The 26,854-nt window shown below is 59.3% G+C and carries 24 protein-coding genes and 1 pseudogene; 8 read left to right on the top strand and 17 right to left on the bottom strand.

Annotated features, from left to right (window positions below; genetic code table 11):
• Nucleotides 1-344 precede the first annotated feature (344 nt).
• From RXV90_RS20685 to RXV90_RS20675, 3 genes are read right to left on the bottom strand one after another with little or no spacing between them, the layout of a single operon-like run.
• The gene (locus RXV90_RS20685; RefSeq protein ID WP_316651311.1) at nt 345-608 is read right to left on the bottom strand and encodes a hypothetical protein; all 264 of its coding nucleotides are present in this window, start codon (nt 606-608) and stop codon (nt 345-347) included.
• A gap of 52 nt (nt 609-660) precedes the next feature.
• Entirely contained in the window at nt 661-1,371 is a 711-nt protein-coding gene (locus RXV90_RS20680) for a hypothetical protein (protein ID WP_316651309.1), read from the bottom strand.
• On the bottom strand, nt 1,368-3,809 hold the full coding sequence (locus RXV90_RS20675) for a Lon protease family protein (protein WP_316651307.1): 2,442 nt from the start codon (nt 3,807-3,809) through the stop codon (nt 1,368-1,370). The genes RXV90_RS20680 and RXV90_RS20675 overlap by 4 nt, the downstream gene beginning before the upstream one ends.
• A 151-nt stretch (nt 3,810-3,960) precedes the next feature.
• Between RXV90_RS20675 and RXV90_RS20670 the strand changes: the two genes are divergently transcribed.
• The 4 genes from RXV90_RS20670 to RXV90_RS20655 all read left to right on the top strand — a co-directional run bounded on the left by RXV90_RS20670 (nt 3,961) and on the right by RXV90_RS20655 (nt 11,602).
• Nucleotides 3,961-5,223, top strand: coding sequence for an APC family permease (locus tag RXV90_RS20670; RefSeq protein ID WP_316651433.1), 1,263 nt, complete (start codon nt 3,961-3,963; stop codon nt 5,221-5,223).
• 459 nt (nt 5,224-5,682) lie between these two features.
• Nucleotides 5,683-8,334, top strand: coding sequence for an erythromycin esterase family protein (locus tag RXV90_RS20665; RefSeq protein ID WP_316651305.1), 2,652 nt, complete (start codon nt 5,683-5,685; stop codon nt 8,332-8,334).
• A gap of 152 nt (nt 8,335-8,486) precedes the next feature.
• Nucleotides 8,487-10,097 (top strand): MFS transporter, encoded by a 1,611-nt coding sequence (locus RXV90_RS20660; RefSeq protein ID WP_316651304.1) that lies wholly within the window; start codon nt 8,487-8,489, stop codon nt 10,095-10,097.
• Between the two features lie 524 nt (nt 10,098-10,621).
• A complete protein-coding gene (locus RXV90_RS20655; RefSeq protein WP_316651302.1) occupies nt 10,622-11,602 on the top strand; it encodes a ribose-phosphate diphosphokinase in 981 nt (326 codons plus the stop codon).
• Here the strand turns inward: RXV90_RS20655 and RXV90_RS20650 are convergent.
• The gene (locus RXV90_RS20650; protein WP_316651300.1) at nt 11,574-12,608 is read right to left on the bottom strand and encodes a hypothetical protein; all 1,035 of its coding nucleotides are present in this window, start codon (nt 12,606-12,608) and stop codon (nt 11,574-11,576) included. The genes RXV90_RS20655 and RXV90_RS20650 overlap by 29 nt on opposite strands.
• Before the next feature lie 201 nt (nt 12,609-12,809).
• Here RXV90_RS20650 and RXV90_RS20645 point away from each other — a divergent pair, with 201 nt between their 5' ends.
• The gene (locus tag RXV90_RS20645; RefSeq protein WP_316651298.1) at nt 12,810-13,214 is read left to right on the top strand and encodes a GtrA family protein; all 405 of its coding nucleotides are present in this window, start codon (nt 12,810-12,812) and stop codon (nt 13,212-13,214) included.
• Nucleotides 13,215-13,344: 130 nt separating this feature from the next.
• Nucleotides 13,345-14,196, top strand: a complete 852-nt coding sequence (locus RXV90_RS20640) for a hypothetical protein (RefSeq protein ID WP_316651296.1) — start codon at nt 13,345-13,347, stop codon at nt 14,194-14,196.
• 231 nt (nt 14,197-14,427) lie between these two features.
• Here the strand turns inward: RXV90_RS20640 and RXV90_RS20635 are convergent, their stop codons facing one another.
• The 5 genes from RXV90_RS20635 to RXV90_RS20615 all read right to left on the bottom strand — a co-directional run bounded on the left by RXV90_RS20635 (nt 14,428) and on the right by RXV90_RS20615 (nt 19,527).
• On the bottom strand, nt 14,428-14,796 hold the full coding sequence (locus RXV90_RS20635) for a hypothetical protein (protein ID WP_316651294.1): 369 nt from the start codon (nt 14,794-14,796) through the stop codon (nt 14,428-14,430).
• Between the two features lie 82 nt (nt 14,797-14,878).
• Entirely contained in the window at nt 14,879-15,382 is a 504-nt protein-coding gene (locus RXV90_RS20630; RefSeq protein WP_316651292.1) for an Hsp20/alpha crystallin family protein, read from the bottom strand.
• Between the two features lie 375 nt (nt 15,383-15,757).
• Nucleotides 15,758-16,738: an SUMF1/EgtB/PvdO family nonheme iron enzyme gene (locus tag RXV90_RS20625; RefSeq protein WP_316651290.1), complete on the bottom strand. Its 981-nt coding sequence runs from the start codon at nt 16,736-16,738 to the stop codon at nt 15,758-15,760.
• On the bottom strand, nt 16,735-18,465 hold the full coding sequence (locus tag RXV90_RS20620; RefSeq protein ID WP_316651286.1) for a hypothetical protein: 1,731 nt from the start codon (nt 18,463-18,465) through the stop codon (nt 16,735-16,737). Before RXV90_RS20620 ends, RXV90_RS20625 begins: the two co-directional genes overlap by 4 nt.
• A gap of 15 nt (nt 18,466-18,480) precedes the next feature.
• Entirely contained in the window at nt 18,481-19,527 is a 1,047-nt protein-coding gene (locus RXV90_RS20615) for an NAD-dependent epimerase/dehydratase family protein (RefSeq protein WP_316651284.1), read from the bottom strand.
• A 156-nt stretch (nt 19,528-19,683) separates the two neighbouring features.
• On the opposite strand from RXV90_RS20615, the gene RXV90_RS20610 reads away from it, so the two are divergent.
• Nucleotides 19,684-20,151, top strand: coding sequence for an Hsp20/alpha crystallin family protein (locus RXV90_RS20610; RefSeq protein ID WP_316651282.1), 468 nt, complete (start codon nt 19,684-19,686; stop codon nt 20,149-20,151).
• Nucleotides 20,151-21,074 carry an LON peptidase substrate-binding domain-containing protein gene (locus tag RXV90_RS20605; RefSeq protein ID WP_316651280.1) on the top strand — a complete coding sequence of 308 codons (924 nt, stop codon included), beginning with the start codon at nt 20,151-20,153 and terminating at the stop codon, nt 21,072-21,074. Before RXV90_RS20610 ends, RXV90_RS20605 begins: the two co-directional genes overlap by 1 nt.
• A gap of 612 nt (nt 21,075-21,686) precedes the next feature.
• Here the strand turns inward: RXV90_RS20605 and RXV90_RS20600 are convergent.
• From RXV90_RS20600 to RXV90_RS20565, 8 genes and pseudogenes are all read right to left on the bottom strand, one after another.
• A pseudogene (locus RXV90_RS20600) lies at nt 21,687-22,277 on the bottom strand (transposase); the annotation flags it as partial.
• A 321-nt stretch (nt 22,278-22,598) separates the two neighbouring features.
• Nucleotides 22,599-22,823 carry a hypothetical protein gene (locus tag RXV90_RS20595; RefSeq protein ID WP_316651278.1) on the bottom strand — a complete coding sequence of 75 codons (225 nt, stop codon included), beginning with the start codon at nt 22,821-22,823 and terminating at the stop codon, nt 22,599-22,601.
• A 569-nt stretch (nt 22,824-23,392) separates the two neighbouring features.
• Nucleotides 23,393-23,749: an SPW repeat domain-containing protein gene (locus tag RXV90_RS20590; protein WP_316651277.1), complete on the bottom strand. Its 357-nt coding sequence runs from the start codon at nt 23,747-23,749 to the stop codon at nt 23,393-23,395.
• Nucleotides 23,750-23,772: 23 nt separating this feature from the next.
• A complete protein-coding gene (locus tag RXV90_RS20585; protein WP_316651275.1) occupies nt 23,773-24,051 on the bottom strand; it encodes an EF-hand domain-containing protein in 279 nt (92 codons plus the stop codon).
• Between the two features lie 80 nt (nt 24,052-24,131).
• The gene (locus RXV90_RS20580) at nt 24,132-24,320 is read right to left on the bottom strand and encodes a hypothetical protein (RefSeq protein WP_316651273.1); all 189 of its coding nucleotides are present in this window, start codon (nt 24,318-24,320) and stop codon (nt 24,132-24,134) included.
• A gap of 921 nt (nt 24,321-25,241) precedes the next feature.
• A complete protein-coding gene (locus tag RXV90_RS20575) occupies nt 25,242-25,715 on the bottom strand; it encodes a hypothetical protein (RefSeq protein ID WP_316651271.1) in 474 nt (157 codons plus the stop codon).
• Nucleotides 25,712-26,098: a hypothetical protein gene (locus tag RXV90_RS20570; RefSeq protein WP_316651269.1), complete on the bottom strand. Its 387-nt coding sequence runs from the start codon at nt 26,096-26,098 to the stop codon at nt 25,712-25,714. Before RXV90_RS20570 ends, RXV90_RS20575 begins: the two co-directional genes overlap by 4 nt.
• A complete protein-coding gene (locus RXV90_RS20565) occupies nt 26,095-26,409 on the bottom strand; it encodes a hypothetical protein (RefSeq protein WP_316651267.1) in 315 nt (104 codons plus the stop codon). Before RXV90_RS20565 ends, RXV90_RS20570 begins: the two co-directional genes overlap by 4 nt.
• Nucleotides 26,410-26,854 lie beyond the last annotated feature (445 nt).

Below are 26,854 nucleotides of genomic sequence, written 5' to 3'. Positions count from 1 at the left end.
TGAGTTTCGCATCGGACATCACCTCTTATGGCCCCGTCAGAAATGACTGAAACGACAGCCACGCCGATTGACCGCCGTCAATCCCCTGCCACGGTATTTTAGGTGCAACAGCTGCAGTCGATCCGCCCCGAAAACAATCATGAGGCACAGAACATGCGACCTCGGAGAGAACCATGACCGCGGAGGACATATCCCGCTTTCAATTGACGGAGCCGCAAACAGCGAACAAAAACCCTTGTCTATTTATTGACGCGCTCTCAGCCGAAGAGTTGAGCCCCCGCACCCCAAACCATTTTTGGCGCGCGGTGGCGCGGGGTGCACAGCCGGATTTGGGAAAGCCAGTTTCAGTGCACCCGGCGCCCGCGGCCACAGTGATCTTCGGGATCTTCCTCTTCCGCGAGGGCCAAGCCATCGACAACAACGCCGAGTACATCCGAGGCGGGCACTCCGGAACGGACCAGATTGGCGACCATTTCGGTGATGAAGCGATCCGTCAGGCAATCGACACAGATCCCCCTTTGCTGTGCGCGATGACCGAGGCGGGCCATTTCCTCTTCAATGAAGTCTTCGAAACCTGGGTCGCCCTCGTGAATCGTGTCGTCCTGCATCACTGTCTCCTGTCGGGACTGAACGGTGTGCCGGCCTTGGCGAAATGCCAGCCTATGAATCGGGAGCATCGCCCGCCCGAACACGCGCAGCCTCCAGTGCCACGATGGGGCATCGCGCCACGGTGTAAATCCGTCTCAAGGTCTCCGCCCTCCTTACGGGCCCGGCATCGAGATCAACGACGACCGCTGTTCCATGCGTGCGTTCGACAATTCCAACCATCGCATCTTCATCATCCTGGGTCTTGGCAAGCAAGACCGCGACCGAGGCATGCGACTCTCGGGCAATCGCCTCGGCAAGAGAGCGAGATGCCTCTGATGGACCCTTTTGATCGCCAAGCAGGAGAACGCGACTTCGGCCCCGCCCACGAAATACCGGACATTGCCCCAAGACAAGGATGTCCTCTCCGCTCAAGGCATCGCAGGCTGCTCTGACGAGTTCCCCCGAAGTCAGGGCGCAGTGCCATTCAATGTCCAATGGTCCGGCCAGGTTGGACAGGCGGGCCTCGAGTTCCTTGGCATCGCGCCTAGCAATTCGGCGCACCCTGTCGAGCGTCGGAACCGCCAGAAGCGTTCCGCGTGTCGAGACAAGTTTCGGATCCCGGCCTGTCCAGAAGGCGACACCTTGCGGTTCGACGATAAGGCCCGAGGGCGTCGCCGGCGCCCAATCCAGGATCGCTCGGCAAAATGCCAGAGCGGCTTCCGCGCCACCGAGACTTTCGGCGGCTATGACGAGCTTGCGCTCTTCCTGGCCCGGGGCGCTCATGGATTTTCTTCACCATCAGTCGCCCGGATGCGGGCAGCAAAGGTCTTTCGCGCCATTGCGAACTCGCGCAGCCGAGCTTCGACCAAGGCATTGACGCTGCCAGCCGGGAAAGTGCCGCCCGAGTCGCGCGCTCCCGCCGGAACGCCGGTCATCAGTTCGATCCCCTCGTCAACTGTCCGGATCGGAATGACCCCGAACTTGCCGGCTTCGACGGCCGTAGTCACGCGGTCCCGTAGCATCAGGTGATCGACATTGGCGGCGGGGATCAGCACCCTGTGGGAACCACTCAGTCCTCGCTCGGCGCAGACGTCGAAATATCCTTCAATCTTCTCGTTCACCCCGCCGATCGCCTGCACCTGACCCAATTGATTCACCGATCCCGTGATCGCCATATCCTGGCGGATTTCCAGTTCCGATAGTGCCGAAAGCAGTGCGATAAGTTCCGCGCAGGACGCGCTGTCGCCTTCGATGCCGCCATAGCTTTGTTCAAACACGAGGCTCGCGTGGAGCGAGAAAGGCATGTCCAGTGCATAGGTCGCGGTAAGGTATCCCGCGAGGATCATGACGCCCTTGGAGTGAAGCGGACCGCCGAGTTCGACTTCGCGCTCGATATCGACCAGTTTCCCCGCGCCCATCCGCACGCGTGCAGTGATGCGCGATGGCCGTCCGAACCGGAATTCGCCAAGCTCGTGCACGGACAGCCCGTTGATCTGGCCGACCTTGCACCCCTCGGTATCGATCATGAGGGTCTGACGTGCGATGGCTTCGCGTACCCGGTCGCGGACACGGGAGGCGCGCCTGTCGCGTTCATCGAGGGTGCGCTCGACGTCCTGTTTCAGGACCTCGGTACGACTAGACGCCCGGGCGTAATGTTCCGCCTCGCGGAGGATGTCGGTGACGGGGCCGAGCCGGAGAGACAGCTTCTTCGAATCCCCGGCGATCCGTGTCGATTCATCCAGCAAGCGGGCAAGGGCCTCATCGGCAGGAGGAAGCAAATCCTCCTTGTCGGCGTAGTGGCGCAGGAGAAGGGACATCCGACCGAGCGTTTCGTCGCTCCGGTCAACGGCTTCCTCGAAATCCGCCTGAATCTTGAAAAGTTCCTGAAAATCGGGATCGAGCATCACGAGTAGGGAATAGAGAAAGCGGTCCCCGACCAAGACCACTCTGACATCGAGCGGGATCGGGTCCGGCTCAAGCGACGTGGTCGAGAACAAGCTCACGCGCTCGCCAAGTGAGGTGATGGTGATCGATCGTTCCTTGATACTTCGTTTGAGCGCGTCCCAGGCATATGGTTCGCCAAGCACCCGGCGGGCATCCAATACGAGATAGCCACCGTTCGCGCGGTGAAGTGCGCCGGGGCGGATCAATGTGAAATCCGTAACCAGCGAACCCATCTGTGAGATGTGTTCGATCCTGCCGATCAATCGATCAAAAGTCGGGAGGTTCTCTACGATAACAGGGGCATGAGCCGGCGCGTCGACCCCGCTTGCGACGATGACATTGACCATATAGCGCCGGAAGAGCGGCTGGAGATGCGCCTTGCCCGTGACTTCGGGAAACGGGCCGTCCGGCTGTTCTGCGGCCGCCTGCAGGAAAAGTTCGGGGTTCTCGACCATGTCATCGTGGACCCAGGAAAGAAAGTCCGACGCCGCTCCTTTTTTGCCCACGACCTCGCGGGCCTCGTCGATCCTGCCTGAGACGGCGCGCTTGGCCATCTCGGCATTGAGAGCCTCGATGCGACCTCTGTGCTCCCGCTCCTGTTTCGGGGCATTGGCCAGTACATCCTTCAATTCGGTCTGGAAGCGGGCAATCTTTTCTTCGATGACGGCTTGTTCGGCCTCCGGAAGCTTCTCGAATTCCTCTGTCTTGACGACCTTGCCGTCGTGCATCGCCGCGACCATGAAGCCCATCGGTGTCCGGATGAGGGCAACGCCCTCGTTGCGGGCCCGCCCGGTGAAATCGGCCATCGCCTCTTCCTGGCGCTCTCCGAATTCTTCGTCGATTGAACGACGCTGGGTCTGGTATTCTTCGGATTCAAAGAGCGCCGGGATATCGTTTGCAAGATCGTTGACCACTCGCGCCATTTCGTCCCTGAGCTTCTCGGCGCAACCTGAAGGGAGACAGAGCGCGACCGGCTTGTGAGGGTCTACAAAATTATTCACGTAGACCCAATCATCGGGGCTGTCCCTGCCCGAAGCCTGGGTTCGGAGGATTTCCTCGACCGCGGTATGGCGGCCGGTGCCCTGGGGACCAAGCACGAAGAGATTGAAGTCGGAGTGCCGGATCTCGGCCGCGAGATGAAGGGCTTCTAATCCGCGTTCCTGACCGATCAGATCACCCTCGGCCTTCTCCGGTGCCGAACGCAAGGACACTTTCTCGGGATCGCATTCTTGCCTCAACTGCTGCACAGACAAGGCTCGGGGCAACTCGGGATTCATATCCGTCCTCCAGAAGCGTCGAACAGCCCGACTTTAGCGTGCCGCGGGCGCCCCATGCCCTGACCGTGATCAAAACCCGACGCTTTGACGGCTTGACGCGCGTCAAGGTGCCCAGAGCGGAGATTCTGCGAGTATCATCTGGCATAGGCGGATTCGGGAGGCCGTCATCGAAGCAGGAGTTCAATCCAAGGATGATGGAGTTCGGCTGAAGCGGTCGATCGGCCTGTCTGGTTTGGTGCTTTACGGACTTGGGGTGACGATCGGAGCCGGAATTTACGTCTTGGTTGGCGAAACGGTCGTGCGCGCGGGTCAGTACGCCCCGGCGGCATTTCTGCTTTCCGCCGTCGTCATGGCTTTCACGGCGGGATCTTTTGCTGAACTATCGAGCCGGGTGCCCCAAGCGGCGGCCGAGGCAATCTATGTCGAGGCCGGATTCCGGCGGGGCTGGCTGACGGTTCTGATCGGCCTGGCAGTGCTGATCGAAGCCATGATCGCCGCGGCGGCCATCGCGGTTGGCGCTTCTGGCTATGTCGCGGAAGTCATCGCTTTGCCGAGCCCGGTGCTGATCACTGTGATCGTGCTTTCGATGGCGCTTATCGCGGCGTGGGGGATACGTGAATCCGTGGCTATTGCCGGCGCAATGACGCTGATCGAAGTCGCAGGGCTTCTGGTGATTATTGTCTCCGGCATCAGTACTGACCCAGCCGCGATAACCGATCTTCCCGCCTCGCTCACACCGCCTCTGACGGATGCGGGTGCGGTGGGTGGTGTGCTTGCGGCCAGCCTAATCGCCTTCTTCGCCTATATCGGGTTCGACGACATCGTGAACCTTGTCGAAGAGGCCCGCAATCCGCGGCGGGATCTGCCCTGGGCCATCGCCATCACGCTGGTCCTAGTGACGCTCATCTATGTTCTGGTCGCCTTCGTCGCCATCAAAGCCGTACCGGTCTCGGAGCTGGCCGAGACCGACGCTCCGATCAGCCTGATGTTCGAGGAACTCACCGGCTTGCCGCCATTCGCGATCAACCTGATCGCCATCATGGCGACCATGAACGGCGTGGTCATAATTCTCATCATGGCGGCGCGTGTGGCCTATGGGATGGCTCGCGAGGGCCGGCTTCCATCCTGGCTCGGAAAGGTGTCTGCGAGAACGCGGACGCCACTGCGGGCGACTGTGCTTGTCACGGCGGCCGTCCTTCTGCTCGCATTGTTCACACCGCTGGACGTGCTGGCCGAAACCACATCGGCGGTCATGCTTTCCGTTTTCCTCATCGTCAACCTTGCCCTCGTTCGACTGAAAATGGTTCGCCAGCCGATCCCGGAGGGCAGCTTTAAAGTGCCGTTAATCGTGCCTTTGGCAGGCGCAGTGAGTTGCGTTGGGTTGCTGGGCGGCGCTTTGCTTTGGGGGGCATAAAGGTCAGTTCTCCGATGTCCCAAGTCTGAGAGAGCCAAAGCTGCACGAAGCGCGCCAGCAGTCTGCTGTACGTGATGATATTGAAAGTCAGTTTGGTCCCGCATCTCGAACGTAGAGCTTGATCCGACTAAGGTCTGCTGACGCCAGAAGCGAAAGTACTTTCAATAGAGCGCAGTTTGGCGGTCGCGACTGACTGGTTAACACGAAGCAGTAATTACCTAACTGAAACGCTTGTCTATTGATTGACGCGGCCTCAGCCGAAGAGTTGTGCCACAGCATTTTTTGGCGAATTGCGGCTTAGAGCTCTGAGCAATCGCTTTAGCATAGCGCAGCTGACAGCAGCTTTGCACCCTGTGAGGCTGTTGTCAGGCAATTGTCCCGGGTCAAGGACATAGTGAGGGTCAGGCACTACCCATAGCCCTATCCGGCCACGAACAATAGAGTTGAGGAGGTGCGAACATGTCGGAGGGGCGCTTTCAATTCGAGAACCGTGACGATGCCGGACGCCGGCTTGCTGCGGAACTGCTCAAACGTAGCTTCGATGCGCCGGTCATATTCGCGCTGCCACGGGGTGGCGTCCCGGTAGCCGCGGAAATCGCCGAGGCCCTAGGTGCGCCGCTGGACCTCATCCTGGTGCGCAAGATCGGAGCGCCTCGGAACAGGGAAGTGGCGCTTGCAGCCATTGTCGAGGGCGACCCACCCGAGAGGGTAGTCAACGAGGAGGTGATGCGCCGGTCAGGCGGCGACCAGGCCTATCTGGACCGGGAAACCGCGCTGGAAGCAGCGGAAATGCAGCGCCGGCGGGAACGCTATCTCGGCAACCGGCGTAGGGTCGATGCCAGGGGCAAGACGGCTATCGTGGTTGATGATGGTCTTGCGACCGGGGCCACGATGAAGGCTGCGCTCATCGCGCTCAGGCGCTGGGGCGCGGCGCAAATCGTCGTGGCGGTTCCGGTGGCGCCCGCCTCCGAGATACCGGCACTTCAGGAACTCGCGGATGAGGTCATTTGCCTGGTCGCCGACCCGCATTTCCGAGGCGTCGGCGGGGCCTATGCCGACTTTCATCAACTCACCGACGAGGAGACCATCGGATATCTGCGCCGGGCATGGACGATGGCGGAATCGGCCGAGGCGGGCCCGACGCTAACTCGCACGGTCGGGATCCCGCCCCTTGGGTTGCAGGGCGATCTCGTCGTGCCGCCCGAGCCGCGGGGCGTTATCCTGTTCGCCCATGGGAGCGGATCAAGCCGTCTGAGCCCACGCAACCGCAAGGTCTCCAAAAGATTGAACGATCTGGGTTTTGCCACCTTGCTGTTGGATCTTCTGACGGAACAGGAAGCCGCGGACCGCCGCAACGTCTTCAACATTCCGTTGCTGGCGGAACGGCTACTCGAGGCTGATCTGTGGATTGCCGGGGAACCGGAACTCGCGGAGCTGCCGCTCGGGCTTTTCGGGGCGAGCACGGGAGCCGGCGCCGCCCTTCTAGCTGCCGCGGAACTTGGGTCGCGGATCTCGGCGGTGGTCTCGCGAGGCGGCCGTCCCGATCTGGCGGGACCGCGCCTATCCGAAGTGACGGCGGCCACACTCCTGATCGTGGGCGGTGACGATCGGCAGGTGCTGGACCTCAACCGCCGCGCCCTAGCGGAGTTGCGTTGCGAAAAGCTGCTGCGGATCGTTCCGGGCGCCGGCCACCTTTTCCAAGGACAGGGCGAGCTCGAGACCGTCACCGAGATGGCCGGCGCCTGGTTCCAGCATTACGCAACTAGAGAAGAAACTACGCTGGCTTCACCGGTGGTCCGGGAGAAGGCGCCCGCCACGCCCGAGGAGATTGTCCGCGCGGCGGCCGAGCCCTTGCCGGATCTCAACGACTCGGACTTCGGCGCGGCTTTCGACCGTTACGGAACGGCCCGCGTAGTTCTTCTCGGCGAGGCTTCGCACGGTACATCTGAGTTCTATCGAGCTCGCGCCGCCATTACCCGCAGGCTGATCGAGAAGCATGGTTTCAACATTGTCGCCGTCGAGGCGGACTGGCCCGATGCGGCTGTCCTGGATCGTCGGGCGCGTGGGTTGGCAGAAGGTCGTCGCAACGTTTCAGCGTTCTCGCGATTCCCGACCTGGATGTGGCGTAACCGCGATGTCGACGACTTCATCGCTTGGTTGCGTGACCACAACTCAGCCCTGCCTATGGATCAGCGCGTCCGGTTCCAGGGGCTAGACATCTACAGCATGTTCAACTCGATCGCAGAGGTCCTGGCCTATCTCGATGCGCACGATCCAACCGCGGCGATGGCGGCGCGCAGCCTTTATGGATGCCTGGCGCCCTGGGCGAACGAGCCGGCCGCCTATGGCCGTACGGCGCTGACCCGCGGACATGCGCTTTGTGAGGAGGCTGTCACGCGCGTGCTCGTCGATCTCCTGACGCGGGAACTGTCGCAGGCACGGCGCGATGGCGATCGCTTTTTCGATGCCGTCCAAAATGCCCGGGTGGTCGCCGGCGCGGAACGCTACTACCGCGTGATGTACTTCGGGTCCGCCGAAAGCTGGAACCTGCGCGACACGCATATGTTCGAGACCCTGAAGCAGGTCATGGACTATGTCGGTCCCTCTGCAAGGGCCGTGGTCTGGGCGCACAATTCTCACATCGGCGACGCCCGCGTCACCGACATGGGCGTGAACCGCGGCGAACTTAACATCGGTCAGCTCTGCCGTGAGGAATGGGGGAACGACGCCGCACTGATCGGGTTCGGCACTCATGCCGGCACCGTCGCCTGCGCCTCAGACTGGGATGGCCCGATGGAGATCAAGGCCGTGCGCCCGTCGCGGGCAGACAGCCATGAGGCCCTCTTTCATGCGGCGGGGGGTGAACGCTTCCTGCTCGACCTTCGACCCGGGGTCGATGATGCGCTACGGGTCACGCTGTCCGAACCGCGGCTCGAGCGATACATCGGGGTCATCTACCGGCCAGAAACTGAACGTTGGAGCCACTACAGCCATGCGATCATCTCCGATCAATACGATGGATATGTCTGGGTCGATCACACGCAGGCCGTGGTTCCGCTGCCCATACGACGCATGCCGGGAGAGGAGGACACCTACCCCTTCGGCCTGTGATGCGGTTCAACGGGGATGACGTTCGATAATCCAGTGACGCTCCAGACCTGCACGTTCAGTCACTGAACAAAACCTCGACGTCGCCGCCGAAATGGTGATGAGGGCTTATCGAAAACCTCGTAGCGTCCGACCTCATTTGGAGGAGTATCCTATTGTCGGCGAAGTTGATCAAGCGATGGGTCGACGAAACGATCTTCGATCTCGCGCGGCAGATCCGATGGTCCTTCCTGCCTCCACTCATGGTCTATTTTGCGGCCGGGGTGTCGGGGCTGACGTCGATTGTCGGCACTTTCTTCGTCAAGGATTACCTGGAACTCTCCGCCGCCTTCCTTGCGGGCCTTGGGTTCTGGGCAGGGCTCCCGTGGGTATTGAAGCTTCCGCTCGGGCACCTTGTCGATCTTTTCTGGCGGTGGAAGGCCGTCATGGTGTTTCTCGGCGCTGGTCTGATCGCCTTGAGCCTCGGCACGATGATCCTGCTGATCACCGAACGCGAGATGATGGTGGCCATCCTACCAGCGTCGACATGGTTTGTGATCAGCGTGCTGCTCGCGCCTGCCGGGTACGTCGTACAGGACGTCGTGGCCGATGCAATGACGGTAGAAGCCGTTCCAAGAAGCCATGCAGACGGGACACCCATCAGCGAAGCGGAGAGCAAGGCGCTCCACACAACCATGCAGACCCTCGGCCGCTTCGCGATCATCTCGGGTCTCGTTTCTGTCGGTCTCGTCAACCTCTTCCTGTTCGCGGACGTCGATCGCATGTCGCCGGCGGAGCGTGTCGACACCTACGCACAGGTCTACCGGTATGCCCTGATCATTCCGATCATCTCGGTCAGCGGTGTGCTGCTCGGTATAGTTTTCCGGCGTCGGCAGGCCGTGAATATGAGGCAGGCAGGGGCATCTAAGGAAACGATCGAGAAGGCCCTCTTCACACCGGAAGAGACCGTTGAGCCCGATTGGTACATTTTCACCGGTGCAGCAGTCTTCGTGGTCCTGACGCTTGGTCTCGGCCTTTCGAACTTCAGCTATTCTGCCGAGTTCGTTTTCGCCGGGACAATGGCCGTCGTTCTCGTCCTCATTGCGCGGCTTACGAAGGAGTTGCCGCCGGGCACGGCTCGTTCCCTCGTTGGAACTGCATTGATCATCTTCGTTTTTCGCGCGGTTCCGAGCGTGGGCCCCGGCATGACATGGTTCGAGATCGACATTCTGCGCTTCGATGAACAGTTCCTCGCGGTGCTCTCGCTCATCACGTCTGGACTGACGCTTGTCGGTCTTCTGGTCCTGCGCCCGATGATGGCGAAGTGGCCGATCACGAAGGTCATTGTCGTTCTGACCCTCGCAGGTGGTCTCCTCGCCTTGCCCAACATCGGGCTCTACTACGGAATTCATGAATGGACTTCGGCGCATACAGGTGGTGTCGTTGATGCGCGCTTCATTGCGATCCTCGATACGGCCATCGAGTCACCGCTCGGTCAGGTAGCCATGATCCCGATGCTGGCGTGGATTGCCCGCAACGCGCCGGATAGCCTCAAGGCGACCTTCTTTGCGGTTATGGCCTCGTTCACCAACCTGGCACTGTCGGCAAGCAACCTTGGCACGAAATACCTGAACCAGGTCTTTTCGGTGACACGGGAAACCGACAATGTCCCTTCAGACTACACGGAGCTCGGAGTACTTCTTCTGACAGTGGTCGCTATCGGTCTTGCCGCGCCCATACTCGCGGTTCTCGTGATCCAGAAGACGAACTACCGAAGCCTGGACTGAGGTGCTGTTCCTTGGACTGCCGCGCTACGTCCGCTTCGGGCTGAGGCTGTGTAAAACTCTAGACACGTCGTGAATTGGCGCAAAAACACCTGTTAACGGCTCTCTCTCGTCGAGCTAGATAGTAACTTTGTCGAGTCGTTGGAACGAACTCGACGAGAGAGCGCAGCCTCTCGAGTTTCTTCACAGCCTCGGCTGATTGTGTTGAATAAGTCGGATTGAGGAGCGCGATCGGATCGCGGTCGCGTGCGCATTCGCGTGGCGTTCAGGCCGGGGCGGGCGTCGTGGGGATCAGCTTGGCGAGTTTCCGGAGGTTCTGGGCGGTTGCAGCGAGGAGGAACTCGTTTCTGGCGCCGTTTGGTCCGCGGAGGAGTATACGCGCTGCAGCCTACGAAGATAGCGTCAGGTACTCGCGCCATGCCATGATTGTCAGCTTGCAGGAAGAGGGTCGAACGTAGGAGGATCAGGCTGAACTGTTCGAGCCGCTGGCAGGCGTTCGATCTGCGCAGAGCCTGGGAGGTCAGCCCATGAAATTGAAGGTCTTTGCACTCCCGTCTTCACGGGTCTTGGGTGAAGCTATCGCGGAGCAGATCGGCGAACCACTCGCGGAATTCGAGGAGAGGGTCTTCGAGGATGGCGAGCACAAGGCCCGTCCCCTCGAAGACGTGCGTGGCGCGGATGTTTATGTGATCCAGAGCCTGCATGGTGGCCCTGATGACAGTCCGAATGACAAGCTCTGCCGCATCCTCTTCTTCATCGCGGCGCTCAAGACGAACGGAGCGGCGCGCGTCACGGCGGTTATTCCTTACCTCGCGTATGCCCGCAAAGACCGGCAGACCAAACCTCGTGATCCGCTAACCGCGCGATACGTTGCAGAACTGTTCGAGGCAATGGGGACCGACCGTGTTGTTTCGATGGAGGTTCACAACACCGTTGCCTTCCAGAACGCCTTCAGGTGCGAGGCTCTGGCGCTCGATACGAGGGGTGTCTTGCTCGACTGTGCGGCTCAACTCGCACTTGACCACCCGGTCTGCGTCGCTTCGCCCGATCCGGGCGGCGTCAAGAGAGCACAGCTCTTTCGGGAAGCTCTTGAGGAGAAGCTGGGGCGCTCCATCGGTTTCGCGTTTATCGAGAAGCGCCGCACTGCAGGGGTCGTGAGCGGCAACCTAATGGCAGGAGATGTCGAGGGAGCACGTGTCCTCGTGATCGACGACATGATTGCCTCGGGAGGAACAATGGTGCGCGCGGCGCACTCTTTCCTTGAGGCAGGCGCCAAGGATGCCTGGGCACTTGCCGCACATGGTCTCTTCACAAGCGGAGCCGAAGAGGCATTGGCAGACACGACCATTTCCGGTTGGATTACAACTGACACCGTTCCCAATTTCCGGTTGTCCTTGGAGCAAGCCGCGCATGTAACATGTGTCAGTGCCGCGCCAATTTTCGCAGAAGCCATACGCCGCCTTCATAGAGACGAGTCTGTTATAGAACTGCCTGCATCCGGTTCATGACCTCGTGTTCCGCGGCCAATGCTACGTAGCTTTGCGCCAGAGGGCGCCATTTACCCGGCGTCCGGTTCGGCTGGTGGACGATATGCAGTAGAGAAAGGCGCGCCCTTAGCAAGGCGCGATAGCGCCAGTAGAAAGCCAGCAGCGCCGGGCTGGGCACCTCGCCCAACGCGCTCGCAAGCCCATCAACGAGGCTGGGGAATACCCGGCTTTCGCCTAGCAATGCGCATTCCATGCCCAGGAACGCAACTTCATCGAAGGGATCTACGAGACGAAGGTCACGGTTGAACTCCAAGCAATCTATGATCACCGGAGGGTCGGTCAGGAAGATATGCTGAGGCCGCAGGTCACCGTGTCCTTCGACGATGTGGCCCCGTTTCGCACGTTGAGCCAGATACATCTTTGCCTGTTCGAAATTCACAGCGAAATCCGAGAGCACCTGCTCGAGGTTGGCGCACCCGAACTGAAGCTGGGGATCAGTTAGAACCTCGACGATCCGTCCGATCTCCAGATCGAACCTCCCGACGTAGTCGTCTGGCCGTACTGTCTCCGGGGGCAGCGAAGCGTAGAAGTCGCACAACAGAGCTTCGAACTTTGAGACATCGCCCGGCGTGAGCGCATCGTTCAATATCGCCGCTTCAAGGCTTTGATCGTCTGGCAGTCGCCTCATGACCACAAGCCAGTCAACGATTTCGCCGTGATCCTCCAGCGTCAGTTCACCGTTGCCCGTTTGCCGAAGCGCCTTGAACCCAAGATACACGTCTTCAGCAAGTCGCCGGTTCAGACGGATCTCGCTTAGCACGGCTTCATGTCTGGTCTTCAGTGTGCTGAAATCCAGGAAATCGTAATAAACGGGCTTTTTGAGCTTGTAGACGATTTCTCCCGCGAGAAAGACCCAGGACATGTGCGTTTCCACGACGTCGACCCGTTCCGGTGAATGCGGGTAGGCCGCGGGGTTGGACAGGCAGGAGACCTTGTCTCCGGTCGAAGTATTGCCAGTGAAATTCAATTGCCCTTGCCTGCTGTCGCCCAGCTTCCCTCACCCCGCATCAATCGTCACGATGCAGGGAAGCCTTCGCATCTTGCTTCCTTGCGAGCAAGAGAAGCGGACAGGCGATTTCCCTGATGTCCCTGAGACTGCTTGCGCTGTCCTTCGATTGCCCGAACGCTGTATCGTTCGGAAAATGCTTTTGTAGATTGGTTACTCAACTTGACCGGCGCCACGCTCGTAGCCCGATACACCCTGTTCGCAATCGTCGCGTCGGCAGCAAACCTGGGCGTTCAAAGGGTCGTGCTTGAGATCGATCGCAGCGAGGTGGGTTTCCTTCTGGCCCTGTGCACCGGGACGCTGACAGGGCTATCCGTCAAGTACATGCTGGATAAGCGGTGGATTTTCCACGACACCAGAACAGGTCTGACGACCCATGGCAGGCTTTTTGCCCTCTATACTCTGATGGGCATTTTCACGACCTTGATCTTCTGGGGAACGGAAACCGCCTTTTGGCTTGTTGCGCGAACGGATGCCATGCGTGAAGTCGGAGCCATTCTTGGACTGGCCGTCGGTTATTTCCTCAAGTACCGGCTCGACCTTAAGTACGTCTTCGGAGATCGCTAGTTTTGCTTCGGCGAGGATCCGCCGGGAGCCGCGTTGGCGCCTTCCGCTGCGCGGCATTTGCCAGTACTTCGTCTCTGGAGTTCGCTCGAGGGACATGATGATCCACAGGACCGTAACGGGATGCTTGGCAGTGCTTCTCGCTGCATTTGTTGCTGCACAATCGGATGCGGCGGGAGCCGTGCGAGAACAGGTCGCCTGCAACCTGAACCTTGCGAAGACATTTCCGAAACGAAATGGGCGCTCCGAAAGTGGCAGCTCTTTCGTGAAGGCCATTCGACCGGTAACAGGCACACGTCGTGACGAGTTGGTGACCAGAGAGGTTTTGGACGGGAATATCCCGGGCTTTATTCGCGCACTGACCCCCGTGACGCTCAGCGGGAAACTGGGCAGCGAGACGATTGATGTGACGATCTGCGTAACCCCGGATTACCTGTCTGTCGGGGACGACAGGGACTTTGTCCGTGTACCGGTCGGTCTTCCCGCAGCAGCGCGGATTGCATCTGGACTGGGCTTTTTCCTGCCAACCACCAAAATGGTTGACGCGATCTACCTCCAAGCTGCCGTGAAATTGGCACCGCAACCGATGCCGCCGACGTCGCAGATGCAGTCGACCGACTATTTCTGGGCTCACAACAGGACGGTTGATGATGGCCGCGCCCGCGCGGCGGGCGCTCTTGGCGATCTTACTGCCGGGCAAAAGAAGGATATCGTTCTGACAAACAGGCTTCGCTCCAAACCGGGACGCGTGGCGATTTATGGATGGCATCGCCAGAACGGAAGGCCAATCCAGCCGCTCAGCACGGTTCATGACGCCGGGTACGCTGACTACAGCCACGGTCTTCGCCTCGTGAGCTCCACGGCCTTCGTAAACGGACAACCGAGAAGCCTCGGCGATATCCTGCAGGATCCCCAGCTCTCTCAGATCGTGAGCAGCGAGGGTCCGATCCCAGAGCCAAACGCTCTTCTCAGGTCGTTCCGGTAACCGGGCGCCGCCCAACTAGCTCGACTGCTTTCCGCTACGGTAAATATTACGAGTGACAGGGTCACAAGCCATAGACAGAGGATAAGCTGTCATTCGTTGGGACAAACCTGAGGGTCTGCACTGAGGACGTTATCGGCCCTCATCCAGTCAGGAACATCGGTTCCTCTGTGCCTGCTCAGCTCGATGCAGAGGCATCGGCGATGGCCAATAAGCCCCTCCGTGCTGCCGCTGCTATTCCCCCCGCATGCCAAGGAAGAACGGGAACCTCTCACCCTCTTCGGTCAGGAGGAAGATCAGTTCGTTCCCTCGCAGAAACATTTTGCACTGACCGCTCCGGCCTCGGGAAAACTCAAAGCAAAGTCTGCCGTCTCTATGAATCTTGAAGATGCCGAAGCGCGTGACCGGGTTTTTTTCGCCAACAAAGCCATAGCTACCATCGCTCGCGTAACTCGAATGTCCTAGGCCGGAAAACGCGAGAGGCTCCCACGATGTGAGATCCCTTATTTCTTCGTAACTGAGGATATTCTCCCTGTCTTCCTGGCCCAGAACCTGGGTTGCATTGCACGTCGCCAGCAGCACGACGATCGGTGCGGTCAGCAAGCTCGCGATTGAAGGCCGGCCCGAGGCCGGCCCTCTTCTTTCGTCTCGTTTGAGATAGCTGTTTGCCAAGTGCCGATAGCCGCTACTTTGAAGAGACTTTGATCTTTCGACTCGGGTCCTGAGGCTCTGTCTTCGGCATAGTGATGTGCAAGACACCTTTGTCGAACTCCGCAGTGATCTTCTCGCTGTCCACTGTCTCAGGAAGCGTCATCGCCCGGGTGAAACTCCCGTAGCTCCTTTCGTTGACACGCAGATCGCCGGAGCCTTCATAAGTGACTTTCTTCTCACCACGGAGCGTCAGACGGCCGTTCTTCAGCTCAATCTCAACGTCGTCTTCATTCAGCCCGGGCAATTCAGCTGTGAGCTCGATGGCATTGTCTGTCTCATGGATATCAATCGCTGGCGATACTGCTCCGGTCATATCCAGCGAGGGAAATCCTGTCCGCTGCGCTGCAGTTTGCATTGGGGATAGCGGCGATGCGCCACCATAAAAACGAGACAACATGGATTCTATCTCGCGTTGAAAGTGATCGGTGAGCGGATTTATCCCGGGGATAAGTTGTGGGATCTTCTTGTCTTCTGGCATCTGACAACCTCCTCCTTCTGTCCGAGTGGGATGCAAGTTGATGATGCAGAAGGAAGTGCTCGCAGACATTGATGCTGCGCAACACATAGCATTGCGCGGCCAGTGGAATTGCACACACAAGAGCATGATCGATCTCTGCGTAGGCGAACGAGGCCGATTGTGACCCCAATAAAAGACCAAGGGGAAAGGCATCCTCGTCTCCCGGCTGCAGCTTAAGCTCCGCCGGGAGAGGCACGACTGCGTGGGTTCGGTCGAAGCTCATATGGCCGCCACTCAGTGTTCGTGAGAGCGCGGGGAACCGTGCGCTTTCGCTAAGCTGCGCACCAGGATTCGTCCCCGAAGCAAGTAGCAGTCTGAGGTTTGTGGATCCTTAAGCTAGTCGAGAGATTTGCAGCAGCGAAATCCCAAGTGGTAATTCGCGTGGCTCCCCGCCGACATCACCCGGCTGCCATGCCAGTAGGGCGCCCGCCATCTGCACCAATCCTCATGCGCGTAGTAGCGGTCGAATATGAACCAACTGCCCTTCATTTCGGTAACGCCAAGCTTGCTACTGCCAGCGCTGGCCATTTCGTCAGGGCTCAGGGGCAGGTTCATGTGCTCTGCCGCATTTCCGTGCTGGTCGTAAACGCCAAGTGGGCTCCGGCACTCCGGAAATGCCCCCGAGGGATAGGTATTCGAACCGCAGGAGTTCCATCCTCCGCCGCCGCAGCCTGGGGACTTCTGGCTTGCTGCCGCGCAAACGCCCCTCTTATATGTCGGGCCATAGGCCCAGCTCTTCGATGCATCATATTCCCGGTTGTGAGCCTTCGCAACCGAGGAAACAGCCCCCGGGCCAATCCCAAACCTGTAGTCAGGCGCCTCGAGTGCGCCGGCGCAGGCCCCCTCCCATTCATGCGCGTCGCAGATCCTCTTGCCCATGGCAGCACAGATTTGCGCAGCCTCGCTGGCACGTACCCATACGACAGGATAACTGCACGGGATGTTCGGGAACTCGAACTGGTCAATGCATGCCTTTGCATCGCTGGCCGACTGTGTCCTAGGATCATAAAGTGGGGCCATATACTTCTCCCCGCAGATCCGTTCAAACTTCCGGTTCGCATATCCCGCGCCGCCCTCCGGCGCGCGTGCCTTGCATTGCTCCACACTCATCGGGTGGCGCGCAACGGCCGGGTTCCCCTGCCCGATATAGCCGGAGCTGGAAAAGATTGCCCGAAGCTGATCCAGTTGCTTCGCCGAGATGCGGTGCACCTCCCGAAGCTGGGTGAATAATTCTTCATTCTGCCTTTCGAGACTTGTCTGCGCGAGACATGGAGTTGCCAAAGACAGCACGATGGCGAGTAGGATTGCTCGCATCATTCATCCTCCTTACGGCTGTAAATGAAGAAGAGATCCCGGTTGTCAGGGAACGCGAGAAATCGTGCATAGACGCCTCCTTGGCCAGCGTCCCTGTCGAGTTGTGCCATTCCGGTCATGAGATGCTCCACATGGATATCACCACCCTGGCGTGGATAGAGCGCCAGGTAGGTGTGCTCCAACGCATTCATGTCGAGGAGCATAGCGTGGCTGCACCCGTAAGCCTGGAAGGTCCGTGCCATCGCGGATGGCGTCGCCGTCGAAAAATATCCGTAGATCAGGTAGGTGCGTCCGGCATAGTGCTGGAGGCAGGCCCCTGCCCGTAGGGTTCTCAACTCTGCCTTGGCACTGCCGGACCAGTTGCCCGGGCCCCACTTGTTTACGCGGTCGCCCGGCACCGGTTCGCCAGAGGCCTGATCGAGGGTGACGAGCGGTACTCCGTTCTGGCGGGCGAAGGCGATCATCGGCAAGAGCTCGTTGTCCTCTTCCGACCAAGTCTTCATGTTTACCGTGCCATCGGCCAGCACGTAGATCGTCGAGAGGCCGGTCTTCAGCTTGCTGTAGATCACTCCCTTCTCGATAAACCCATAGTGCTTGCCTGTATCGATCGTCGCGTAGTCACCGAACTTGAAGGCGCCATGCTGCCTCTTGAAGCCGGCAGTGAAGGTCGCAACTGTTTGGCTCGAGTACTCAGGAGGGACCATGCCACTCCGAACCAGCGGCTCCGCGTCGCGGATCCCGTCGGGCCCCGGCAGGCCAGCTATGCGGGCCGCAGCCCGCGGGCGTGGTGACCAGTCAAGACGAGGGTGGTCGGTACCGAGCGCAAAGCCCACTCCGAAGCGATCGAGGTTGAAAGCCACGAGGTAGGCAATGGCCTTCCCCTCGATGCTGTCCAGGCGGTTTGCCTCTCCCGGACCATTGAGAACCCCCTCATCGATCGTGCGGGGCTGCATTGCACTCACAAAAACGCCCTCCAGCCCCAGGGCACGGTACCAACCCCCGGGAACCATCTCCTTCTCGTCCGCTCCATAACGGGCAATTCCGAACCCGATCGGACTGATCGCGCTTTGCGCGTACCTCGGGCTTATCGCCGCGGGGCACGGGCCATCCTCGACGCATCCCGTTCCATCTGACGTCCCGAGGTCAGAGTTCAGGGCGTACTCGTCCCGGTAAAGGGTTTCCTTGACGACGCGAACGATGTTTTCGCCCTGCCAGACGTGATCCCGAAGGAAATCGGTCATGCGCTCAAGGTTGCTGCGTGATCCGGAGACAGTATTGCGGAGATAAAGGCGCCCGCCACAGATAGGAGCGAACGGCAGCTCGCTTCGGCGAGCACTCTCCATCTCCTGCATCTCGTTCGACCAGGGAACGCACCTTGTTGAGTCCCCGGATCTGGAGAGCAGAATGGCGAGGCCCTCATCCTCCAAAAGTTCAACCGACTGTTCGAGCGGATCCGGGTTATCGATGTGAAAAGCTCTGTCCCCGAGCAGGAGCAGGAAGGAGGCGTTCACGTTTGGGTTCAATGAGATCAGTTTCACCGGTTCGCCGGAAGGCAGAACGGCGGTTGCTTCTCTGCGGAAGGGCTGCAATTCGACAATTGTCTTGGCCCTTGCGGCCTTGTAGCTCTCCCACTGACCCTCCGGAGCGGGATATTCCGGGGACTGCGCCGAAACGCCCGCGGCAGCGAGAAGTATCGCGAGAACCTTTGCGGAAAGTACCCAGCTTCGCATTATTGTCTCCCTCCTCTAGAAGAATGCTCCTGCAAGTCGCAGCGCGCCACGCTTCCACGGAGTGCGATGCGTAGCTCCGGGTGCGGATGCGATCTTCTCGCGATTTTGCACGTACCAGTCGTAGTTACGGATCAGGGCATCCCGGTTTGAATATTGCGGAGAAAACCCGAGACGCTCTCGGATCTTGTCAATTGACACGTAGCTGTCGCGAGAGGCCGTGTCGTAGATCCACCTGTACACAGGAGAGAGGTTCATGACCTCCAGGGCGCGCAGAGCGAGAATCGCCGGTCGCTCGGGCAAACCTATAATCCTTCTTCCAAAATTCGCGCGATCCAGAACCGCCTGGAAATCCTCCCGGATAGAGCCAAATTCCGCGGCGCCGACGTTGAAAACGTCGTTTACCTTCGATCTGTCCAGAGTTGCGCAAAGAACGATTGCGTCGCAGAGGTCTTCCACGTCCAACAACTGGTACCTGTTCGCTCCTGCCCCGATCACCGGGAAGTTCTTCCCGCGGTATGCAAAGTCGTAGAGCAGTTCAAAGATCCCGAGGCGTTCGGGCCCCACAAACGATTTTGGCCGAAGGACCGGGACGCATAAGCCATCTTCCCTGAAGTCGCGGCAGACCTGCTCCGCCGCGACTTTCGCCTCACCGTAGGGGCCAACGCCCGAAAGCGCATCCTCTTCAACAAGCGGATGGTGGTCTGGAACACCGTAGACGGCGGTAGAAGAGATGTGGACGAAGCGTTCTATACCGCATTCCCGCGCACAATTCAGAAGAACACGGGTGCCTTCAACGTCAACGGACCAGATCTCGCTCGGTGAGTATAGCGGAAGAGCAGCGGCACAATGGATAACGGTATCGACCCCGGCCATAGCGCTTCGAACCAAATCCCTGTTGCGGATATCACCCTCGATGGGCTCGATGCGGCTTGCCTCGGGATAGTTGAACGGAAGAACGTCGAGGCTGCGAACCGCGCCCCCGCGATCCAGCAAGTGCCTGACAAGGTTGATACCGAGGAACCCCGAGCCGCCGGTCACCAGCCATGTTATACTTTGTCTCATGATCTACCCCTGAAAACATGCAGGAAGCGGGATAGCATTCGCCAAACATGAGGTATGCGTTCCTCAATGAAATATCACAGTCCGCAGTTGAAGACTCTGATCTAGGGCAAACCGCAACCTGTCCGTTGCATTCTCACGATCAAACGCCCCTCGACATTGCGCGCCGTCAATGCGGCCATGTGCGATTGCGGTTTCGATCTCTTGAGATTGCGGGGCACCATGTCATCCGAATGCCCACAGAACCTGATGCTCTCGAGGGCCCTGCGCCTGTTGTCCAAGGTGGACGACTTGCGCCGGCTCGATTTCGCGCTCGGGTCGGCGCCTGCCTGGGAACCGCCTCTCGATCTTATCGAAACGGAAAACGAAGTTCTGGCATACATTGCCCTGCCGGGCGTTGATATTTCTTCGGTAGAGGTCACTGCCGAAAGCGGCACGCTTGTGGTCCGCGGGGAGCGAGTAAGACCCCCGGAACGGATGTCGGCAGCGATCTTGCGCCTTGAACTGCCGTGGGGTCCGTTCAGGCGGCAGGTCAGCGTTCCGGGCGGCTGTACGGTAACAAGCCGGGAAGCGGAGCGCGGATATCTGGTCATCAGGCTGGCCAAGCCGGGAAGGGATGCTTCTTGATGACCGTCCACGACAAGCAACAGCCCGAGAGCAAGCCGAACGATCTGGTTCCCATCCCCGACGACGGCCTGATCCTCTTGCCGGTTCGGAACTTCGTGGCCTTTCCGGGCACGGTCTTTCCGCTGGCCGTGGGGCGCGAAACCTCCGTGGCCGCCGTCGAACAGGGCGTCCGTGGCGAGCGTCCCATCGGCGTGATCCTTCAGCGTGACCCAGAGGAAGAAGCACCGGATGGGGCCGGCCTCCACAAGATAGGCTGCGTCGCCGATGTTCTTCGGTATGTGGCTTCTCCGGACAGCGGCAACCACTTCATTTGCCGAGGAAGCGGCCGTTTTCGGCTGACCGAACTGCTGCAAGGCACGCCGTTCCCGATCGGCTGGATCGAGCGGATAAGGGATGCGGGTGACAAGCGGCCGGAAACCGAGGCGCGTTTTCTCTATCTTCGGGAACTGGCCGTGGAACTTCTCGAGATGCTTCCAGACGCACCGGTCGGGTTGGCGGAGTCCGTCGGTTACATGACCGACCCGGGTCATCTGGCGGATCTGGCGGCGGCGTACTCCGATTTCACGCTGGAGGGCCGGCAGGCCATCCTCGAGACGCTGGATATCGGGGCGCGCATCGAGAAAGTCACAAGCCTTCTCGCCCGTCGCATCGAAGTGCTGCGGATCACCCGCGAGATCGGAGAGCAGACGCGAGAGGCCTTCGACGCGCGGCACCGCGAGGCGGTGCTGCGCGAACAACTCGCCACGATTCAGCGGGAACTCGGCGAGGGCGAAGATGACACCGCCGAAGAAGTGGCAGAGTTGTCGAAGGCGATCAGGGCCGCCGGCATGCCCGAGGAGACTGAGAAGCACGCGCTGAAGGAACTCGGGCGCTACGAACGGATGAGCGACGCAGCCGGCGAAGCCGGGATGCTGCGCACCTAGCTGGAGTGGATGGTCGTCAGGGGCAAAAGCGGACTTGAGGCCAGGTGGTGTGGATCAACACGATCTACTACCGAACGGCACCGATGCGAGGACGACTTCTGTTCGAGTTTGCGATCGACCGCAACTGTGCTGGCCTGATCTCGTCCGCCTGCCTAGCGATGCGACAGTGTTGTCTAGATCCGCCGCAGCATTCAGCGCCGCGGATAAAAAACCTTGAGAGCCCAAATCGGCTGCTGTTGCACAGACCTGTGGCTAGATACGAGAATATCTCTCTCGCATGGTTTTTGAGACGAACTCTGGCTCTGTGGCGACCCTGACTTCATCGCGCCCTCAAAACGAGACCGCTTAGACGACTTCGGCTCGAAGCGTCCGCTATCGGCTCGAGGGTCTAGGTCCGCTCCGCGGTACAACGCTGACTATGGCGAGATACCTTCGACTGATTTGGCGCATTTGTCCTGAAGCAGTGCAGCTGTGCTATGCTCGTAGGCGCATGAGGGGGAAGCACATGCTACAAAATTTCAGAACAAACCTCTTTGCGGCACTCTTGATCGTAGGTGCGGCCACTCCGCTGGAAGCTCAGAATGTAATCGCGGCGGCAAGGTCTGGAGACTTGGCGATCTTCTCAGCCCGGGCCTCTCCGTCTTCCTGACGGTCGATCCGCACCATCTCTTCGAGATAGCGTTCGATGCTGGCCTCGAGATGGGTAATCCGGCTGGCGATCTTGCCCCTGGTGAAGTTCTTGTCGCGATTATTGACGGCCTTGAACTTGCTGCCGTCGATCGCGACACAGTCGCCCTTCAGAACCCCGATCCTTCGACAGAGCTCTACGAACTGCGCGCAGGTCTTGCAGATCGCCGGCCCGTTATCGCGCCGGAAATCGGCAATCGTCTTGTGGTCGGGGATCAACCGACCTGTCAGCCACATCACCTCGACATTGCGACCGGCCTCCCGCTCCAGCGCCCGGCTGGACGGAACCCGGTTCAAATAGCAGTAGATGAAGAGCTTCAGCAGGACCGACGGATGGTAGCCCGGCCGTCCCGTAGGCGCCGGAGACGTACGGCCAAAACTCAACGCAACAAGATCAATCTCATCCACGAATAGGTCGATCACTCGGACAGGATTGTCTTCGCCGATCCAGTCCTCCAGACGGTCTGGAAACAGTGTCGACTGCCCCCGGTCCGTCCCCTCGATGTAGCCCGACATGCCCACCTCCGGTCTTTGCCGAAAGAGTACATCATCCGGAGTTTTTACACAGCCTCGGCTCTACAGAGACATCCGAGCATTTTGCTCAGATGACCGGTTTGCCTCGCGTAGCGGACATCTCCCTATTCCGTCGCTGCAGTGTTGCCGGTGCACGCAAGTTCACTTCCTGCCCAACCTGACCGCCTACGTCGGAACCTCTCTCAGATCCCCGTCGTTCCAGACGAACTTGTCCCTTGATGGGTGGGTGCGCCGCGCGAGCTCATCGCAAACGGTCTGCATTGCTGGTCGCAAGGGCGACACGACCCACGGGCACTGCGTCCTCTACATCAACGTGTTCAGACCAATCGAGGCGCGACCCGCATCCCATGCTTGGCGTTCTTCTGGTGTTTCTGGCACAAGTCCGTGCGCAGCTTGCGCATCGTTGTCGCCGATGACCGCCGCATCACGACCAGCCTCAAAATAGCGGCTGTAGTTCGAGGCTCGATGTGTCTGTGGATACCTGTTGTCGCGCGAAGGTGTCGGAGTTTTGGTGTTCAATGCAGACATAGAATCTCCAATCTTCGATGAGTGGAAAGACCCCTCCTTGAGCTTAGTACAGAGGCCTGAGTCTCACGAAGGGGATACCTTCGCTATGTGAAGCCTCGGCAACAAATTGCTGGTGTCAGGAAGAGCATCCAGCGCGGGCTCTCGAATGCATCTGCAGCAATCTGACGAGTAATTCAGCCGTCCAGCTCCACCCCAACGACCAAATCTAGGTCCTTTATCCCCGACACCAAACGGGTAGACTTGCCCGACCCCCCAGCCACACCCATAACGGCCGTACCGGAGATAGAGATACCGGGTTCCGGAGTGCCAACAATATGCCGAGGAGCTCCGCTGCTCAGACTGCAACTGGCCAGCACCGCTAGGACACCGATTAAGATCAGCAAATCCCGGATCATGGTCAATCTTCTCTCCACAGTCACCGCCTCGCCCCATGCGAATGACAATTCCTACCAAATCCGGACGTTCACACAAATCTGAACTATGACCGGTATGCGGACTTTCCAGCCGTTCCGTTTGCCCAGACGAGAGTTGGCACCACAGCTGGCTTCCAGCCCCACACAGTGTTTTCACTATGCGTGATGTTTCGGCATCTTCTGAAACGCCACATAAAGGCCCGCCAGAACTAAAGCCGTTCCGACGACGCCGGCATTCCAGGTGGTCACAGGTTTGGTGAATCCGAACAGCCAAGGCGCCGCTACCAAAATCAAACCGTAGGAGACTCCCAGATAAGTCTGGACCAGGTAGTGTTTGTTGTGGCCGTAACCCGCTACGGTCAAGGCCAAAAGACCTGAGAGAATGAGCAGTCCTGCATCGCCAACGAGGGCATTGCTAAGAGCCGATTGGCCGCCGAGAAGAATGAACGGCGACAAGATGAGCCAAAGCCCTGAAGCTGTGAAGGCCCATCTGAAAGCCTCAAGATTTGGCATAGCGCATACTCCAACCTTTGGTTTCAGGCGTCGGTTTCAGCATATGCGAGGTTGCCAAGCTCGACGGCGATAGCCATTTCTTCATCGTCGACAAGTCCATCACCATTTGTGTCGATCTCGCCGAACATTTCTTCGGTGAGTTCAGGATATGAAACCTGAAGCTCAGCGAAGGACGCCATGCCGTCGCCGTCAGTATCAATTTCGGCGGACATTGCATTGGCGAAGAATGCGACAGATGTCATGAGGGCAGCTACGAGACCTACATTTTTCACGTTTTTTCCAGTCAAGGTAAGGCAATCCATCATGGATTGCGGTTCAGGTCCCGGCGTATTGCATTCTGCATTTGCTCAAACTGGCCCGCTTTTCACGCGACCGTTATTAGTTACGCAAGGGCTTTCCTGGCAGCGTCGAGTTCGGATTTCGTCTTGATGTCGTCATTCGCTTTGTGCGCAGCCTCAGCAGCGTTGTAATGTCTCCAAGCCTGCGTTCTTTTTTCACCAAAGGGTGCGCTCCCACAGCTGGCTTTAACGGACTTCATCTTTTCCGAGATGGTATTGATGTTGCGTGTCATTGTTGTGTCCCTTCCTAGGTGCTTCGAGAGTAAGCGGCGCGCGAACGAAGAATTTCTTTTTAAGAACTTCCACTTGCGCGCCGCCTAAAAACTTGAAAACGCACTTCCTGCTGAATTTTCAGCGGGCATTTTCTAACTAGCCTACTTTCCAGTTTCCAACGCTTACACAGATCAGCTTGGAGCGATTTGATGTTAGAAGGCGGAACCTTCAGACATGTCCTACCAAGGGAGCAGAGAGACTGAAAAAAAAGTCGGATCGCTGGTGCGAGCCATCTTCAGGAAGATGCGACTAGCGGCTCTTAAAGTTTTGTTCCAATCCCGCGAGCAAAAGTTCGCTTTTGCATCATGCCGCCCATACCCCCCATGCTCTCCATAAGTGCATGTTCTCGCCACCGGACTTGACAGGTTTTTTCAGCCATCATCGCTTCAGTGGCGATGAGCAAGCCTGCGACCGATGCCGCGTATGGGCTCAACGCAGTCATCCGAGCCTTTGGTCAGATGTCCGACCTGCGGCGCTAGCCGGTCATTGGCGGCCTTCGGGTCGCCGGTTCCATCACGAAGGACCGCTTCTGGCGAGCAGACGTACCCAGATGAGGTTCGATGTCCGAGTTGCGGACGAAGCCGCCTGATGCCGTCGCAGCGAACTTGGCGGCAGCGCGTCTACCAAATCGCGAGATGGCCAGCCTCGTCATCAGACTTGCCAGCGGGTGCCTCGCCGTATCATTGCCGCTTCTTTTGCGGACCAGAGTCCGTTCAACGCCGCGCGTGTCTTCGATGGCCCTACCGTGAGCGTCCCGGTCAGCCGTTGAGAGCGGACGACCGATAGCGCGGAGCCCTTGGAATTCGGTCTCGTTGGCATGCCTTCGTTCTCAGCCACCTGGATCGCGAAGTCCTGCGGAACTGTCGGACGAGAGCTAACGGTCATCGGGGCGACAATCTGTGCAAGGCCGCAGCGGCAAGAGCATGTTCTTTCTGGTGGTAGTCGCCGCGGAACTTGCCATCGACCTCCACCTCCCAGATGCCGTTTCTTTCACGCACCTGAACTCCACCGCGCAGCGGTGGCCTGTTCATGGAAGAATCCTGTCCACCTTTGCTTTTCGGTGGCACGGGTTGCTTGTCGGTCATTTCCGGCTCCTTCGACTTTGGCGCGCGCACTTCTCCGAGGAGCATCACGGCGCGAATGAACTCTTCCGCATAGTCGTCAGTTTCGCGGTGGTCTTGTTCGCGCCGGGTCAATTTCATCGGTTCCACGAACTGTTCTCGAAGGTGGTCCACGAAACGCGGTTCGGTACGGGCCATGTAGGCGATCAGAGCTTGCAGGATCCGTTCATGAGCCAGCACACGCCGTTCGAGGTCGGTGGTCTCGGGGGAAGCTAACGGCATGGCGCGGTTCATCCTTCATCGACCGCGCTTTCCGGGCGCTCCGGCAACGCGTCAACATCAAGGGCTGCCAGGCAGGCCTGCGCGATATCGCGGTTCGGAGCATCTGTTCCGGGCACCGTCGCCCAGCCCGCCTCCATCAGGGCATCGCGCCGCTGATAGGTCGAGGCGGCCCGGATCGTTTCAAGCTTTTCGGCCCGTGCCGGGTCGGACTGTGCCATCTCGAGGCAGACCGGTACCATGGAGGCGACGACATCGTTACGGGACATCGCCATCGCTCGGTCATTCGAGGTGCCGCCGGTCACCCAGCCGCCCCAGGTAAAACCGACCACGCCGACGAAAACCGCGCCGATCACGGCACCATAGATGCCGGGTTTGAGCCATTCGGGAGTATTCATTTCAAGTCCTCCTGCGGAGAAAGCGCCGCTTCGCTGTGGTTGTTCATCTCAGTCGGACCCTGATCCCGGCTCAGCGCCTCATTCAGGTCGCGCTCTGATATCGTGTGCAGTTCCATCCAACCGGCCCGATCTCCTCTGCCAGGAACGGTCATAAGGGTCGCCGTCCTCTGATACGTTTCGAAACCTTTCCCGCGGAGAAGTTCTTCCTGAATCAGGACTTCGTAGTCCCCGGCCGGAAGTTCGTCCGGAAAATCGGCTAGGCTGAACGGGTGCATGAAAGTCACCCTCAAACTGGATGAACGCATGCTCATCTCTGGCCTCCACGATTTTGGCAGATCCGTCGCTCGCCACTGTTGACGGCCCCTTAGTTTCCGGACCTGACCAGTCGAACGATATCTCCTTTTGTACTTCGGAAACGTTCGACTGGTGCTGACACATGTTAGTCCCGGGCGCCGCGCGGGTAGCGAACACCCTGAGGAGGTTTGCGGGCACTGACCTGTGTAAGGGCGCGGGGTCCGACCTGCGCGTATCCTTTGGGAAACAGGGATGATCTGCATTCCTGCAACCCTTGAAAGGATTGGCAATGGCCGACCCCAGCGTACTCAACCCGCACCCGCCCGAGTTCGATCGGTTTCTCCAAGCGTCCGTCGGCGAGGACCGGAACGGCTATGCCGTGACGGTGCTCTCCACGCTTGCGCGGCTTGGCCTCGATCCATGGAAGGAAACCGCTGAACTGGTCACGCTGGGGCGCGACGC

Origin of the sequence: Ovoidimarina sediminis, assembly GCF_032586175.1 — a bacterium.
Classification (GTDB): Bacteria; Pseudomonadota; Alphaproteobacteria; order Rhodobacterales; family Rhodobacteraceae; genus Ovoidimarina; species Ovoidimarina sediminis.
Note: the sequence above shows the minus strand (reverse complement) of the source record. Positions and strands in the feature narration are given on the sequence as shown.